Annotated in this window: 17 protein-coding genes; 8 read left to right on the plus strand and 9 right to left on the minus strand. The window is 63.6% G+C overall.

The window, feature by feature from the left end:
* The first annotated feature begins 392 nt into the window (after positions 1-392).
* Positions 393-587, plus strand: coding sequence for a hypothetical protein (locus NCR39_RS09760; protein ID WP_250451990.1), 195 nt, complete (start codon positions 393-395; stop codon positions 585-587).
* A gap of 112 nt (positions 588-699) precedes the next feature.
* Positions 700-1,212, plus strand: a complete 513-nt coding sequence (locus NCR39_RS09765; protein ID WP_250451991.1) for a dihydrofolate reductase — start codon at positions 700-702, stop codon at positions 1,210-1,212.
* Between the two features lie 252 nt (positions 1,213-1,464).
* Here the strand turns inward: NCR39_RS09765 and pmbA are convergent, their stop codons facing one another.
* Complete coding sequence (pmbA, locus tag NCR39_RS09770) at positions 1,465-2,835, minus strand: metalloprotease PmbA (RefSeq protein ID WP_250451992.1); 1,371 nt, start codon at positions 2,833-2,835, stop codon at positions 1,465-1,467.
* Positions 2,836-3,053: 218 nt separating this feature from the next.
* On the opposite strand from pmbA, the gene yjgA reads away from it, so the two are divergent.
* Both yjgA and mog read left to right on the plus strand, forming a co-directional pair.
* Positions 3,054-3,683 (plus strand): ribosome biogenesis factor YjgA, encoded by a 630-nt coding sequence (gene yjgA, locus NCR39_RS09775; RefSeq protein ID WP_250451993.1) that lies wholly within the window; start codon positions 3,054-3,056, stop codon positions 3,681-3,683.
* Complete coding sequence (mog, locus tag NCR39_RS09780; protein ID WP_250451994.1) at positions 3,667-4,287, plus strand: molybdopterin adenylyltransferase; 621 nt, start codon at positions 3,667-3,669, stop codon at positions 4,285-4,287. Before yjgA ends, mog begins: the two co-directional genes overlap by 17 nt.
* Here mog and orn read toward each other — a convergent pair.
* Complete coding sequence (orn, locus tag NCR39_RS09785; protein WP_250451995.1) at positions 4,284-4,886, minus strand: oligoribonuclease; 603 nt, start codon at positions 4,884-4,886, stop codon at positions 4,284-4,286. The two genes, mog and orn, sit on opposite strands and share 4 nt — an antisense overlap.
* Positions 4,887-5,006: 120 nt before the next feature.
* On the opposite strand from orn, the gene NCR39_RS09790 reads away from it, so the two are divergent.
* Genes NCR39_RS09790 through NCR39_RS09800 form a run of 3 tightly spaced genes read left to right on the plus strand, consistent with a single transcriptional unit; the run spans position 5,007 to position 7,527 of the window.
* Positions 5,007-6,275, plus strand: a complete 1,269-nt coding sequence (locus NCR39_RS09790) for a M48 family metallopeptidase (RefSeq protein WP_250451996.1) — start codon at positions 5,007-5,009, stop codon at positions 6,273-6,275.
* Positions 6,272-7,207: a ribosome small subunit-dependent GTPase A gene (gene rsgA, locus NCR39_RS09795; protein WP_250451997.1), complete on the plus strand. Its 936-nt coding sequence runs from the start codon at positions 6,272-6,274 to the stop codon at positions 7,205-7,207. The genes NCR39_RS09790 and rsgA overlap by 4 nt, the downstream gene beginning before the upstream one ends.
* Complete coding sequence (locus tag NCR39_RS09800; RefSeq protein WP_250451998.1) at positions 7,204-7,527, plus strand: putative signal transducing protein; 324 nt, start codon at positions 7,204-7,206, stop codon at positions 7,525-7,527. Before rsgA ends, NCR39_RS09800 begins: the two co-directional genes overlap by 4 nt.
* 4 nt (positions 7,528-7,531) lie before the next feature.
* On the opposite strand, the gene NCR39_RS09805 is transcribed toward NCR39_RS09800, so the two are convergent.
* From NCR39_RS09805 to rpsP, 6 genes are all read right to left on the minus strand, one after another.
* Complete coding sequence (locus NCR39_RS09805) at positions 7,532-8,470, minus strand: CobD/CbiB family protein (RefSeq protein WP_040051355.1); 939 nt, start codon at positions 8,468-8,470, stop codon at positions 7,532-7,534.
* 135 nt (positions 8,471-8,605) lie between these two features.
* Positions 8,606-9,259 (minus strand): CoA pyrophosphatase, encoded by a 654-nt coding sequence (locus tag NCR39_RS09810; protein ID WP_250452052.1) that lies wholly within the window; start codon positions 9,257-9,259, stop codon positions 8,606-8,608.
* 146 nt (positions 9,260-9,405) lie between these two features.
* On the minus strand, positions 9,406-9,795 hold the full coding sequence (gene rplS, locus NCR39_RS09815; RefSeq protein ID WP_040051354.1) for a 50S ribosomal protein L19: 390 nt from the start codon (positions 9,793-9,795) through the stop codon (positions 9,406-9,408).
* Positions 9,796-9,932: 137 nt separating this feature from the next.
* Positions 9,933-10,703 (minus strand): tRNA (guanosine(37)-N1)-methyltransferase TrmD, encoded by a 771-nt coding sequence (gene trmD / locus NCR39_RS09820; RefSeq protein WP_250451999.1) that lies wholly within the window; start codon positions 10,701-10,703, stop codon positions 9,933-9,935.
* Positions 10,704-10,745: 42 nt separating this feature from the next.
* Positions 10,746-11,474 carry a ribosome maturation factor RimM gene (gene rimM, locus NCR39_RS09825; protein ID WP_250452000.1) on the minus strand — a complete coding sequence of 243 codons (729 nt, stop codon included), beginning with the start codon at positions 11,472-11,474 and terminating at the stop codon, positions 10,746-10,748.
* Positions 11,475-11,586: 112 nt separating this feature from the next.
* Complete coding sequence (gene rpsP, locus NCR39_RS09830) at positions 11,587-11,841, minus strand: 30S ribosomal protein S16 (RefSeq protein WP_035925539.1); 255 nt, start codon at positions 11,839-11,841, stop codon at positions 11,587-11,589.
* 244 nt (positions 11,842-12,085) lie between these two features.
* Between rpsP and NCR39_RS09835 the strand changes: the two genes are divergently transcribed.
* Positions 12,086-12,577, plus strand: a complete 492-nt coding sequence (locus tag NCR39_RS09835; RefSeq protein WP_250452001.1) for an NINE protein — start codon at positions 12,086-12,088, stop codon at positions 12,575-12,577.
* Between the two features lie 9 nt (positions 12,578-12,586).
* Here the strand turns inward: NCR39_RS09835 and NCR39_RS09840 are convergent, their stop codons facing one another.
* On the minus strand, positions 12,587-13,711 hold the full coding sequence (locus NCR39_RS09840) for a PA0069 family radical SAM protein (protein WP_250452002.1): 1,125 nt from the start codon (positions 13,709-13,711) through the stop codon (positions 12,587-12,589).
* Positions 13,712-13,716: the final 5 nt, after the last annotated feature.

Genomic DNA, 13,716 nt, shown 5'->3' on the forward strand with positions numbered 1-13,716 from the left:
CACGATCTTCACACGCGTCGGTTAAAAATTTGCGTCCCCATTTTTATAGGACGAAAGCATATAACGTATCCGACGGAAATTCAGGTTTTTCTCGCGTGGCGTATCACGATTGAAACGTTTTCGCGCGATTGCACGCCAACACTTTACACGAGATTGCCTCGAAGCCATGTGCAGCAAGCGCCAACCGAGAATGGCACGCATTTGGCTTAATTGCGCTCGCGTTGCGCACGACATATCTGCCGCGACGGCGAGCGTAACCGGAATGATTTTCCGGTAATGCCTTTCATACCGGGTTTCTAATAACTTTATTTCCGCGAATAGCGTCCCGGAATAAATTGCTGGTATTTTCGTGGTCAATGATGGCTCTCGACAAGAATTTACCGCGTGGCGCCTTGGCCGCCGCGCAATTCGCCGATGGCGACGAAACCGACGGCTCGGGCTGGAATTCGGAGCGCAGTGCAGACATCGGCTGGCGCGTGATTGAACGTCCGGCGGGCGTGAGTCATAGCGTGACGCTGTGGGACGAGGTATCGCCGGAGATTCAGCGTTCGATGCCTGACCGCGACGACGATTCGCCGGACGCCTGACGGCCTCGACGGCACTCCCCGCGACGTTCGCCATTCGTGCCGATGGTCACGGCGGCTTGCGTGCGCGGGTTAGAATCGTGCCCGGCCGTTGTGGCCTGACTTTCTACTGCACATGACGACGTTGACTTTGATTGTCGCGCGGTCGCGCAATGGCGTGATTGGGCGTGACAACCAACTGCCGTGGCGCCTTCCTGAGGACCTGGCCTTTTTCAAGCGCACGACGATGGGTGCGCCGATCATCATGGGTCGCAAGACGCATGAGTCGATTGGTCGGCCGCTGCCGGGCCGACGCAACATCGTGGTGACGCGCGATGCGGCGCGCCGCTATGAGGGCTGCGATACGGTGACGAGCATTGAGGAGGCGCTGTCGCTGGCGTCGGCGGATGGTGCGGCGGAGGCGTTCCTGATAGGTGGCGCGCAACTGTACGGCGACGGAATCGGTCGCGCGCAAAAGATGATCGTGACGGAGATCGATGCGGATTTCGAGGGCAACGCGCACTTCGAAGCACCGGACGCGCTGCGATGGCGGGAAGTATCGCGCGAGCGCCATAGGGCGGCGCCCCCGAATGAGTTTGACTATGCGTTCGTGACCTACGAACGCGCGAATAAAACGAAAGACGCGTAGGTGTTAACGAGCCGAGGGGCTCGGAGGACGTGGCGCTCAGCGGGCGCGGAAGGTGATTCAGGGTTGTGTCAAGCTGAGTGCCAACGTGTTTCTACGGAGTGCACCATCGAAACGAACAGCGGGCGAAAAAGCTGCTTTCTTTGGTTACTTTCTTTGCAGCAGCAAAGAAAGTGACCCCCGCCCCGGGGAGGGGCGACCTAATAGACCGACACGAAAACAAGCTCCCCGAAAACAAGCTCCCCGAAAAAAGGCTTACTGTCCCGCGACAGTCATCCTTTCGATGAGCACAGACCCGATAGCTTTAGTGCCACGCACGACGGTATCGGCGCCAATGGCTTCGATGTGTCGAAACATCTCCTGCAGCGTGCTAGCGACAGTAATTTCCTCGACGGCATACTGAATCTGCCCATTCTCGACCCAGAACCCCGACGCGCCGCGCGAATAATCCCCGGTGACGTAATTCACGCCCTGCCCCATCAACTCGGTGAGCAGCAACCCGGTGCCGAGCTTCTTGAGCATCGCTTCGAAATCATCCTCGGGCCGCGTATGCGTGCTTCGCATGGAAAGATTATGCGAACCGCCGGCGTTGCCGGTCGTCTGCATGCCGAGCTTGCGCGCCGAGTAAGTCGACAGAAAATACCCCTGCACGACGCCATCCTCGACGACATTGCGCTTCTGCGTGCGCACGCCTTCTTCGTCGAACGGGGCGCTGCCCATGCCGCCGCGCACATGCGGGTCTTCGACGATCTGAACGTGCGGCGCGAACACCGGCTTGCCGAGGCTATCGACGAGAAACGTCGTCTTGCGATAAAGCGCACCGCCGCTCACCGACTGCACGAACGCGCCGAGAATGCCCGCCGCGAGCGGCGCTTCGAACAGCACGCGGCACTTGCGCGTATCGAGGCTGCGCGCGTTCAAACGAGCAAGCGCGCGCTGGGCAGCGTAACGCCCGACGGCTTCGGGATCGGCGAGTTGCGAGGCATCGCGCTTGGACGTGTACCAGTCGTCGCGCTGCATGTCGCGCCCGCTCGCCGCGATGGGCGCGCACGCGATGTAATGCCGCGAATACGGATACCCCGCCACGAAGCCACGCGACGTCGCGAGCACGAATTGCGAATGCTGCGCGGACACGCTCGCGCCTTCCGAATTGCTGATGCGCTTGTCGACGGCGAACGCGGCCTGCTCGGCGCGGCGCGCGATCTCGGCGGCTTCGTCGGCGTCGATGTCCCAAGGGTGATACAGATCGAGATCCTGCGGCGCCTTCTCGAGCAAATCTTCCTCGGCGAGCCCGGCCGCGCTGTCTTCCGCCGTGAATCGCGCGATGTTGTACGCCGCCGCGACCGTGTCGCGCAACGCCTCGCGCGTGAAGTCGGCGGTGCTTGCGTTGCCGCGCTTCTTGCCGATGAACACCGTCACGCCGACCATCTTGTCGCGGTTGTGCTCGATCGTTTCCACTTCGCCGCGCCGCACGCTCACCGAGAGGCCGTCGCCTTCGGAGATTTCGGTGGCGGCATCGCTCGCGCCCAACTCCTTCGCGTAGCGCAGGATGTCGGAGGCGATCTCCTTCAGTTCGTCTTGCGTATGCGGGAAAAAGCGCTGCTTGACGTCGATGTCTGCTGCCATTTGTCGTTGCCTTGGGTTTCGTTGACTGCGGGAGCCGGGCGAGTACACGCCTTCGGGTCTTCGGGTCATTCCGGAATTCGGTGACGATGCCGGCCGATGCGCGAAGCATTCGCTGACGCATCGACCCGTCACGCGATCATAGCAAGGACGGCGTGCATTCACTCGCCGGCACGCGTCGGCCGCGCCGGCGCCGCGCGGGCGCAAGCTACAATGACGGGATGAACCGTAAAACCCGCATTCAACCCATCGCAGCCGATCGCAACGACGGCGACGCCGACGATCACGGCTACGATCGCCCGAGCAAATCGCAACTGAAGCGCGACATGCACGCGCTGCAGGAACTGGGCGCGGCGCTCATCGCGCTGCCGAAGGACGCGCTCAAGCGCATGCCGATGCCCGAAGACCTGGGCGACGCCGTGCGCGAGGCGCGCCGCATCACCGATCACGAAGGCAAGCGCCGTCAGTTGCAGTATGTCGGCAAGGTCATGCGCTCGCTCGGCGAGGAACAGATCGCCGCGCTGCGCACCGCGCTCGACACGCATCGGGGCGTGAACAAGGCGGAAACGGCGCGGCTGCATTGGATCGAACGCACGCGCGACAAGCTGCTCGCCGACGACGCCGCGCTCACCGAATTCATCCGCCAGCATCCGGGCGTCGATGCGCAGGAAGGCCGCACGATCATTCGCAACACGCGCAAGGAGCGCGAGCAGCAGAAGCCGCCGCGCTACTATCGCGAGCTGTTCCAGTGGATCAAGAACGCGGCGGGCGTCGAAGCCGACGACGACATCGACGAACTGGCCGAAGGCGACGAGAGCGACGACGAGGACCGCGATGATTCCGAAGCGTAATCATCCCGACGAGCTGATCGTCGGGCTCGTGTCGATCAGCGATCGCGCGTCGCAGGGCGTCTATGAGGACAAAGGCTTGCCGGCGCTTCAGGCGTGGCTGGGCGAGGCGTTGTCGTCGCCGTGGCGCGCCGAAACGCGGCTGATTCAGGACGACACCGCGACCATTTCAGCGACGCTTATCGAACTCGTCGATACGCTCGGCTGCGATCTCGTGCTGACCACGGGCGGCACCGGCCCCGCGCGCCGCGACGTGACGCCGGAAGCGACGCTTGCCGTCGCCACGAAGCAAATGCCCGGCTTCGGCGAGCAGATGCGGCAGATCAGCCTGAACTTCGTGCCGACCGCCATTCTTTCGCGGCAGGTCGCGGTGATCCGCGAAACAGCCGATCACGCCGCGCTCATCATCAATTTGCCGGGACAGCCGAAGTCGATCCGCGAAACGCTCGAAGGCGTGAAAGACGCCGAAGGCAAGACGGCCGTGCCGGGCATCTTCGCGGCGGTGCCGTACTGCATCGATCTGATCGGCGGGCCGTACATGGAAACGCGGGCCGAAGTAGTCGCCGCGTTCCGTCCGAAAAGCGCGATCCGTCCGCCGAAGGATTAAGACGCGTCGGCCACCGCCGACGGAATCAGGAAGTGCTCGCGGTAATACTTCAGCTCGTCGATGGATTCGTGGATATCGGCGAGCGCCGTGTGCATCGCGCGCTTCTGGAAGCCCTTGTAAATGGCCGGCTGCCAGCGGCGGCACAGTTCCTTCAGCGTGCTGACGTCGAGATTGCGGTAGTGGAAGAACGTCTCCAGTTCCGGCATCCAGCGCGCCATGAAGCGGCGATCCTGGCAGATCGAATTGCCGCACATCGGCGACTTGCCGGGCGGCACGTACTGGCCGAGGAATTCGCGAATCTGCCGCGTGGCTTCGGCTTCATCCACCGTCGATGCCTTCACGCGCTCCGTCAGCCCCGAGCGGCCGTGCGTGTTGCGGTTCCATTCGTCCATGCGCCCGAGCGCTTCCTCCGACTGGTGGATGGCGAGCACCGGGCCTTCCACCATCTTGTCGAGCGTCGAATTCGTCACGACCACCGCGATCTCGATGATGCGGTCGTTGTCGGGATCGAGCCCCGTCATCTCCATGTCGAGCCACACGAGATTCATGTCGCTGCGCGCGAGAACGGGTTCGGCGGGAAGGCTGGAAGAGTCGGTCATGAGTGCTGCCCAGGGAAGAGGATGAGGCCGCGTGCGCGCCCGTCGCGCGATGGCATGATGTGACGACGGCGGCAGAGCCAAGAACCTATAATTCTCGCATAGTTCAATCGGAATTCCCGGATGACCAATCTCACTCTCGCTTTCTCGACGATCTTCGTCGTCGCCCTGGTCGCGATGGTTTCGACCAAGCTCTGGCTCGCGTCGCGCCAGATCCGGCACGTCGCCTCGCACCGCAACGGCGTGCCGCCGCAGTTCACCGGCACGATCCCGCTCACGGCGCATCAGCGCGCGGCGGATTACACGGTCGAGCGCACGCGGCTCACGATGATCGAAGTGGTGACGAGCGCCGTCGTGCTCGTCGTGCTGACGCTTTTCGGCGGCGTGCAGGCGCTGGACAACGCCATCACCGACTGGCTCGGGCGCGGCTATCTCGGGCAGATCGCGCTGGTGGCGTCGGTCGTGGTGATCACGAGCGTCATCGACCTGCCGTTCGATTACATCCGCCACTTCGTGATCGAGGAAAAATTCGGCTTCAATCGCATGTCGAAGAAGCTGTTTTTCGCGGATCTCGTGAAGGGCGCGCTGATCGGCGTCATCGTCGGCGCGCCGCTTCTGCTTCTGACGCTGTGGCTCATGGACCGCGCCGGTGCGTACTGGTGGCTCTGGACGTGGATGGTCTGGGTCGCGTTCCAGTTGCTCGCGATGGTCATTTATCCCACGTTCATCGCCCCGCTCTTCAACAAGTTCGAGCCGCTGAAGGACGAGGCGCTCGTCGCGCGCATCGAAAATCTGATGTCGCGCACGGGCTTCGCGGCGAAAGGGCTTTTCGTGATGGACGGCAGCCGCCGCTCGGCGCACGGCAACGCGTATTTCACGGGCTTCGGCGCGACGAAGCGCATCGTTTTCTTCGATACCCTGCTCGCGCGTCTGTCAGGCAGCGAAATCGAAGCCGTGCTCGCGCACGAACTCGGCCACTTCAAGCGCCGCCACGTGCTGAAGCTGATGGTCGTGATGTTCGGCATCAGCCTCGCGATGCTCGCGCTGCTCGGCTGGCTCGCGCAGACCGTGTGGTTCTACGAAGGGCTGGGCGTGCGGCCGTCGCTCGTCGGCGGCAATAACGGACTCGCGCTCGTACTCTTCATGCTGGTGCTGCCCGTGTTCATGTTCTTCATCACGCCGCTCGGCAGTCTCACTTCGCGCAAGAACGAGTTCGAAGCGGACGCGTTCGCGGCCAGCCAGACCGATCCGAAGGATCTCGTCAACGCGCTCGTGAAGCTGTACGAGGACAACGCGTCGACGCTCACGCCCGATCCGCTCTACACGGCGTTTTATTACTCGCATCCGCCGGCATCGCAACGCATCGATCGCCTGATGCAGCACGCCGCATGACCGCGCGTCCCACGCGCAAGGGCGGCGCGGCGGCCGCCGGACGTCTCGCGGGCACGGTCATCGCCGCGCACGGGCGGCACTATCTCGTCACGCCCGGCGACGGCGGCCCGATGCTTCAGTGCTTCCCGCGCGGCAAGCGCAGCGAGGTTGCCGTCGGCGATCACGTGCTGTACGAGCAGTCGTCGGCGGATCAGGGCGTGATCGTCGAGATCGGGGAAAGGCGCAACCTGCTGTATCGGTCGGATCAGTTCAAGTCGAAGCTCTTTGCCGCGAATCTCGATCAACTGCTCGTCGTGCTCGCGACGGAGCCGCATTTCAGCGAAGACCTGCTCGGGCGCGCGCTGATCGCCGCGGAAGCGCACGGGCTGGAGTCGCTGATCGTGCTCAACAAGATCGATGTCGAAGGCGCGCTGCCGCTGGCGCGCGAGCGGCTCGCGCCGTATCGCGAGCTGGGATACACGGTCATCGAGCTGTCGGCGAAGATGCAGCCGGGCGAGGTGCATTCTCAACTCGACGCCCATCTGAAAGATCGCGCGACGATTCTGCTCGGCCAGTCCGGCATGGGGAAATCGACGCTCGTGAACCTCCTCGTCCCCGACGCCGACGCCGCCACGCGCGAAATCTCGTCGGCGCTGAACAGCGGCCGCCACACGACCACGTTCACGCGGCTTTACGCGTTGCCGGGCGGCGGATCGCTGATCGATTCGCCCGGTTTCCAGGAGTTCGGCCTGCATCATCTGTCCGAAGGCCAACTGGAGCGCGCGTTCGCGGACTTTCGGCCGTATCTCGGCCACTGCCGCTTCTACAACTGCCATCACCTGCACGAGCCGGGCTGCGCGGTGCTCGAAGCGGTCGATGCCGGCAAGATCAGGCCGGAGCGCCACGCGCTCTACGCGCAACTGGTCCACGAAGCCAGCCAGATCGTGCGATGAAACGGCTCACGCGCGCGCCCAACCTCATCACCGCGCATCACTGGTTGAACGTGTTGAAGACGGCGGGCGTGCCGTGCGAGTTGCATAACCGCTATCTGAACGGCGCGATGGGCGAGATTCCGGCGGATCAGTGCGCGCCGGAAATCTGGCTAGTCGACGATCGCGACGAGACCTTGGCGCAGCGCATTCTCGAGCGCGCGCAAAAAGGGCCGGACGCGAACGCCCGGCCCTGGATTTGCAAGCATTGCGGCGAATGGCTCGAACCGCAGTTCACCGTGTGCTGGCAGTGTCAGACGGAACGCGATCCGCTCGACGATTGACCGCTCACGCCAGCCATACGGCGATGGTCAGCATCAGCAGCAGCAACATCCACAGAATGACCGCGCGCCACACGAGGCCCACCGCCGATTGCAGCGTGCGCGGCGTGCAGTCGTCGCCGACGGGCAGCGGGCTTGCATCGCCGACAGCCAGCGCTTCCACGCTCAGCGGCTCCGCGAGCGGCCCCGCGAGACGCGCGCCCAACGCGCCGCTGCCGGCCGCAAGCAACACGCCCTGATTCGCGTCCGGCCACTGGCGCGCGTGATTGCGCCACGCGTAGATCGCGTCCTCGAAATTGCCGACGATGGCGAAGCCCATCGCGGTGAGGCGCGTCGGAATCCAGTCGATCACGAAGAACGCGCGCTGCGCGAACGACGAGAACTCGGCGGTGCGCTCCGGACTCGGCGCGGCCCACGCGCGCGCCAGATACTCCGCGATGCGATAGAAGACCGCGCCGGCCGGTCCGATCGGGATCAGGAACCAGAAGAACACGCCGAACACATGCCGATGCGACGCCACCACCGCATGAACCAGCGTATGACGCACGATTTCGCTGACGGGCATATCGACGGTATCGAGCCCGGTCCACTCGGCGAGCACTTCGCGCGCGCGAGGCACGTCGTCGTTATTGAGCGCGAGGTGGATATCGGTGAAGTAGTGGCTGAACTGGCGAAAGCCGAGCGTGAAGTAGACCACGACCACGTTCCACAAGAACGCGAGCACGAAGTTGATGCGATAAAGCACGTAATAGACGAGGCCGACTGCCAGCGTCCACGGCAGCACGACGACGAGCCACGCTACGATGCCATGCTTCTGCTTGCCGGCATCGAAGCCATGCGCAGTGGACTCCGCATGATAGTGAAGCAACGCCGAAACAGGATTGTGCGGCGTGAGCGCGCGCACTTGCTCAATGATGAGGGCCAGCAATACGGAAAAAAAAGTCATGCGCAGCGCCGAAACAGTCGGTTAGTTCGAGTTTCGCGTAACGATAGCACAGCACCTCGCGCGTTTCGCACGCGGGACAATCGCGTGGCGCGCGCGCATCACGCACGGCTTCGCGCGAAGGCGCTCATGCAGCGCTCACGCGACGAGAAAGCGATAGAAGTTGCGCAACATGCCGGCTGTCGCGCCCCAGATGAAATACGGCGCCTTACGCTCGCCGGGCGTGTAAGGCATGGCGAAAAATCGGCGCTCGCCGCCTTCCCATCGGAACACGCGGACTTCGTGATTCGACGGATCCATCAACCACGCGAGCGGCACTTCGAAGATATCGGCGACTTCACGCGTGTCGGCCTCGAGCGAGAACGGCGGATGAACCAGCGCGACGACCGGCGTCACGCGAAAACCAGTGCCCGTCAGATAGTCGGGCATCGCGCCGATCACTTCGCAATGCGCCGCGCCCAAGCCGACTTCCTCGCGGGCTTCGCGCAACGCGGTCGCGGCGGCATCGACGTCTTCTGGCTCGCGTCGTCCGCCGGGAAAGCTGATCTGGCCCGCGTGATCCGACAGATGATCGGCGCGCTGTGTCAGCAGCACGGTCAGCCCGCCCTCGCGCACGACGAGCGGCACGAGCACCGACGCCACGCGCGGATCGCCGCCGATCGCCTTGATGCGCTGCTCGGGCGGCTCCTGCGTCCATTCGAGTTCCTTCGCGAATCGTGCGCGCAGGCCGTCCGGCGTGAGAAGTTCGGGCGCGACCGGCGGCATGCTTTTGCCGGTCGAGAGAACGGGCATCCGTTCGGGTTCGAGAATGCGCGGAGTCGATGTCTTGCCGGTGGACACGGTCTCAAGCCTGAATGGGGAAGATACGATTGGAACACATCAAAGAAAAAAGCACCCGCGAGGGGTGCTTTTTCCGGTGCAGCGAACTACTGAGCCACTTACTCGGCGGCGGGAGCAGCGCGGTCCTTCGAGACCAGCTTTTCCTTGATTCGAGCCGACTTGCCCGAACGCTCGCGGAGGTAGTAAAGCTTCGCGCGACGGACGTCACCGCGGCGCTTCACGACGATGCTCGCGAGCAGCGGCGAGTAGGTCTGGAACGTACGCTCGACGCCTTCGCCCGACGAAATCTTGCGGACGATGAAGTTCGAGTTGAGGCCACGATTGCGCTTTGCGATCACGACGCCTTCGTAAGCCTGAACGCGCTTACGCGTACCTTCGACGACGTTCACGTTGACGATGACCGTGTCGCCCGGACCGAAGTCGGGGATGGACTTCTCGCCCAGCACGCGCGCGATCTCTTCCTTCTCGAGTTGTTCAATCAGATTCATTACTGACTCCTTGTGCCATCTTGCCGGAGTTGTGTGCCTCGCACAGCTTCTTGATGAGGCCCCGGTAGAGGATGGGTTTACTTCCGGCGCCGACATGACTCGGCGCCCCCATGTGTCCCGCTCGTCGGCGCGATGCGCTACTGCCGCTTCGACGCTTCCTTCGCGAGATCTGCGAGCCACGCCTCGTCGGCCCGGCTCAGCATCTTGCTTGCGCGCGCCCGCTCGATCAGATCGGGCCGCTTGAAAAAGGTATTGCGTAATGCTTCGCGCCTGCGCCAGGCGTCGATTTCCTTGTGATGGCCGCCGAGCAGCACATCCGGCACGCGCACGCCTTCGTATTCCTCGGGCCGCGTGTAGTGCGGACAATCCAGCAACACGTCGACGAAACTGTCCTGCACGGCCGATTGCGCGTCGTTCAACACGCCGGGCAGATGGCGCACCACGGCGTCCATCAACGCCATCGCGGGCAATTCGCCGCCCGACAGCACGAAGTCGCCGAGACTGACTTCCTCGTCCACCACGCGGTCGATCAGACGCTGGTCGATCGCTTCATAGCGGCCGCACAACAGCACGAGGCCGGGTTCCTGCGAATAACGCATGACGCGATCGTGGTCGAGCTTCGCGCCTTGCGGCGACATCATCACGACGCGCGTGCCTTCGATACCCTGCTCGCGCTGCGCGGCTTTCGCCGCCGCGATCGCATCTTCCAGCGGACGCGCCAGCATCACCATGCCGGGGCCGCCGCCGTACGGGCGATCGTCCACCGTGCGATAGTTGTCCGTGGTGAAATCGCGCGGATTCCACGTGCGCAGGCCGAATCGCGCCTGCTTCACCGCCCGGCTGGTGATACCCCAGTCGGTCAATGCGCGAAACATCTCGGGAAAGAGCGTCACGACATCGAACTGCATCGCCCTCTCCGTTTTCTGCCGATGCCTGAAACGAACACCGGATTAATAGTCGGCGTCCCAGTCGACGATGATGCGCTTCGCCGCCCGATCCACCGTCTTCACATACACGCCGACGAACGGAACGAGCCGCTCGCCGGTGACAGGCTCGCCATCCTTCGTCGCGCTCGGATACTCGATCCGGAGGATGGAATGCGCGCCGTTGTCGATCATGTCGGCGACGCGGCCGAGCGCAACGCCCGCCTCGTTTTCGACTTCCATGCCGATCAGATCGACCCAGTAGAACTCGTCTTCGTCGTCGAGCTTCGGAAAGTCGCTACGGGCGATATGCACCGTATGACCCTTCAGCGCGAGCGCGGCGTCGCGGTCGTCGCAGCCTGCGAGGCGCGCGACGATCGAATCGCTGTGCACCTTCGACTGCATGCAGCGCGCGGACTTGCGATCGCGGTTCTTGACGAGCCACCAACGCTTCGCGGCCAGCAATGCGTCGCCGCCCGACTTGCCGTTCGCATGCGGCATGACCTTGACCCATCCCTTCAGGCCGTAGGCATCCGCAATGAAACCGACTTCCACCGCGTCTTCCGGAAGCTGCTCGACTGACTCGATACCGCCGGCGGGCTCTTCCTTGACAACGGCAGAAGCGCCGGCCGCCACGCGGCGCGCGCCCGGCTTGCGGGCGAACGCGCCAAACGTGGCGGCACCTTCCTGTTGCCCCGGCTTCGGTTGACCGATGGCGCCGGTTTCGCGGCCGTTTTGGGGATCACGCGCGGGCATCAGCGAACCTTTGGGCAAATTTGGAACGACTCGGCGATCAAGCCGCGCTCTGCAGCGCGAATGGATCGCTTCGATCGATCAGACGACTTGTAAGCCAGCCTCGAAAGCTGACTTAGGCAGCCGGCTGAGCTTGCTGCGACTGCTTGACCAGACGCTCGACGGTCGGCGACAGTTGCGCGCCAACGCCTTGCCAGTAGGTCAGGCGATCTTGAGCGATACGCAGCGACTCGCCCTTCGTGGCGACCGGGTTGTAGAAACCCACGCGCTCGATGAAGCGGCCGTCACGGCGGCTACGCGAATCGGTTGCGACGATGTTGTAGAACGGGCGCTTCTTCGAGCCGCCACGAGCCAGACGGATGATGACCATGCTGAAATCCTTGAAAACCGGGGTTCGGAACTACCAGAACACGCGATTATAGCGGGAAACCAAAGCGCGAACAAACACTTAACGCATTTTTCGCGAACGGCGTGCGCTTGGGAAGATTTTTGACCGACGCCCGGCCGCCCGAAAAGCCGCAATGTGACGTTCTGTTGCCGCTGTCGCCCGCGTCGTAGAATGACGGATTGCGCCGCCTCCGCGCGCGCTCACCACTTAAACACTGCTTTCGCTGATGACTTCCCCGTCCGTCGCCGCGCATTCCGCCCCGAAGCCGAATCCGACTTACTTTCGCTCGAAGACGCTCACCGCGGCGCTGGCGTTTTTCTTCGGCAGCATCGGTTTGCACCGCTTCTATCTGTATGGCCTGCGCGACAAGTACGGCTGGGCGCATATCGTCGGCATCGTGATGGGCGCGTTCGGCTATCTGCTGCTCGCGGCCACCGAGCGCACGTCGGTGCTCGGCTGGGCGCTTGCGGTGCCCGGCGCCATCTCGCTGCTGGCGGCGTTTCTGTCGGCGATCGTCTACGGCCTGCGTCCCGACGCAAAGTGGGACGCGCAGTTCAACGCGCATACGAATCGTCAGAGCAATTCCGGGTGGACCGTCATCTTCGTCGTGATCTTCTCGTTGCTGATCGGCGCTTTCCTGCTCATGACCGGACTGGCGCTGACGTTCCAGACTTACTTCGAAGGCCAGGTCGAGGCTGCGAAGACGCTGTCGCAGTAATCGCCGGCCTCAGAACAAGTCGAGCTGCCCAGTTTTTGGTGGCATTTTCACGATCGCCGGCCGCTTGAAATCCGACATGTCCAGAATGCCGCGATTGCGCTGATTCAGTCCGAGCCTCTTCGTTGCCTGATGGAAGCGCTGCTTCAACATGTCGGCCCATAAGCCCTCGCCCTTCATGCGCTTGGCGAAATCAGAGTCGTAGTCCTTGCCGCCGCGCATGTCGCGCACGCGGCTCATCACGCGATCCGCGCGCCCGGCGAAATGCGCGGCGAGCCAGTCCTTGAAAAGCGGCGCGACTTCCCACGGCAAGCGCAGCACGATATAGCTCGCGGACGTGGCGCCCGCCTCCGCGCACGCTTCGAGCACGCGCTCGAGATCCGGCTCCGTCACGAACGGAATGACCGGCGCGATGCTCACGCCCACCGGAATGCCCGCCTCGGCGAGCGTGCGGATGGTGCGTAGCCGGCGCGACGGCGTGGCCGCGCGCGGTTCCAGCGTGCGCGCGATGTCGGCGTCGAGCGTGGTGACGGTGATCGCCGCCATGAACTGCCCGCGCTCGGCCATGGGCGCGAGGAGATCGATATCGCGCTCGATCAGCGACGACTTCGTGATCGCCGCGAACGGATGCCCGCAGTCGTGCAGCACTTCGATCACGCGGCGCGTCAGCTTCAGGTCGCGCTCGACCGGCTGATAGGCGTCCGTGTTGACGCCCAGCGCGATGGGATCCGGTTGATAGTTCGGCTTCGCAAGCTCGCGCTCCAGCAGTTCGCCGGCATTGACCTTCGCGTAGATGCGACTTTCGAAATCGAGCCCGGGCGACAGCCCGAGGTAGCTGTGCGTCGGCCGGGCGAAACAGTAGATGCAGCCGTGCTCGCAACCGCGATACGGATTCAGCGAAACGGTGAACGGAATGTCCGGCGAGTTGTTGCGCGTGAGGATGCTCTTCGCGCGCTCCTCGAAGACCTGCGTGCGCAACACGGGCGCGCCTTCGTCTTCGGATGTTTCGTGCGTCCACCCGTCATCGACGGATTCGCGCGCGTCCTTCTCGTACCGCCCCTGCATGTTCGTGACCGCGCCGCGCCCTTTGAGCGGCGCAGGCGGAGCAACGGGAAATTCGCGGTCCGGCGTGGGCATTGCGG

It is taken from the genome of Caballeronia sp. ATUFL_M2_KS44 (assembly GCF_023630965.1).
Lineage (GTDB): Bacteria > Pseudomonadota > Gammaproteobacteria > Burkholderiales > Burkholderiaceae > Caballeronia > Caballeronia concitans.

Coding starts and splice junctions, on each gene's coding strand:
- NCR39_RS09835 (WP_250452001.1), top strand. CDS start 12,086: ATGACTTCCCCGTCCGTCGCCGCGCATTCCGCCCCGAAGCCGAATCCG.
- NCR39_RS09805 (WP_040051355.1), bottom strand. CDS start 8,470: ATGACTTTTTTTTCCGTATTGCTGGCCCTCATCATTGAGCAAGTGCGC.
- rplS (WP_040051354.1), bottom strand. CDS start 9,795: ATGAATCTGATTGAACAACTCGAGAAGGAAGAGATCGCGCGCGTGCTG.
- pmbA (WP_250451992.1), bottom strand. CDS start 2,835: ATGGCAGCAGACATCGACGTCAAGCAGCGCTTTTTCCCGCATACGCAA.
- mog (WP_250451994.1), top strand. CDS start 3,667: ATGATTCCGAAGCGTAATCATCCCGACGAGCTGATCGTCGGGCTCGTG.
- NCR39_RS09765 (WP_250451991.1), top strand. CDS start 700: ATGACGACGTTGACTTTGATTGTCGCGCGGTCGCGCAATGGCGTGATT.
- trmD (WP_250451999.1), bottom strand. CDS start 10,703: ATGCAGTTCGATGTCGTGACGCTCTTTCCCGAGATGTTTCGCGCATTG.
- NCR39_RS09840 (WP_250452002.1), bottom strand. CDS start 13,711: ATGCCCACGCCGGACCGCGAATTTCCCGTTGCTCCGCCTGCGCCGCTC.
- rimM (WP_250452000.1), bottom strand. CDS start 11,474: ATGCCCGCGCGTGATCCCCAAAACGGCCGCGAAACCGGCGCCATCGGT.
- rsgA (WP_250451997.1), top strand. CDS start 6,272: ATGACCGCGCGTCCCACGCGCAAGGGCGGCGCGGCGGCCGCCGGACGT.
- NCR39_RS09800 (WP_250451998.1), top strand. CDS start 7,204: ATGAAACGGCTCACGCGCGCGCCCAACCTCATCACCGCGCATCACTGG.
- NCR39_RS09790 (WP_250451996.1), top strand. CDS start 5,007: ATGACCAATCTCACTCTCGCTTTCTCGACGATCTTCGTCGTCGCCCTG.
- NCR39_RS09810 (WP_250452052.1), bottom strand. CDS start 9,259: ATGCCCGTTCTCTCGACCGGCAAAAGCATGCCGCCGGTCGCGCCCGAA.
- orn (WP_250451995.1), bottom strand. CDS start 4,886: ATGACCGACTCTTCCAGCCTTCCCGCCGAACCCGTTCTCGCGCGCAGC.
- rpsP (WP_035925539.1), bottom strand. CDS start 11,841: ATGGTCATCATCCGTCTGGCTCGTGGCGGCTCGAAGAAGCGCCCGTTC.
- yjgA (WP_250451993.1), top strand. CDS start 3,054: ATGAACCGTAAAACCCGCATTCAACCCATCGCAGCCGATCGCAACGAC.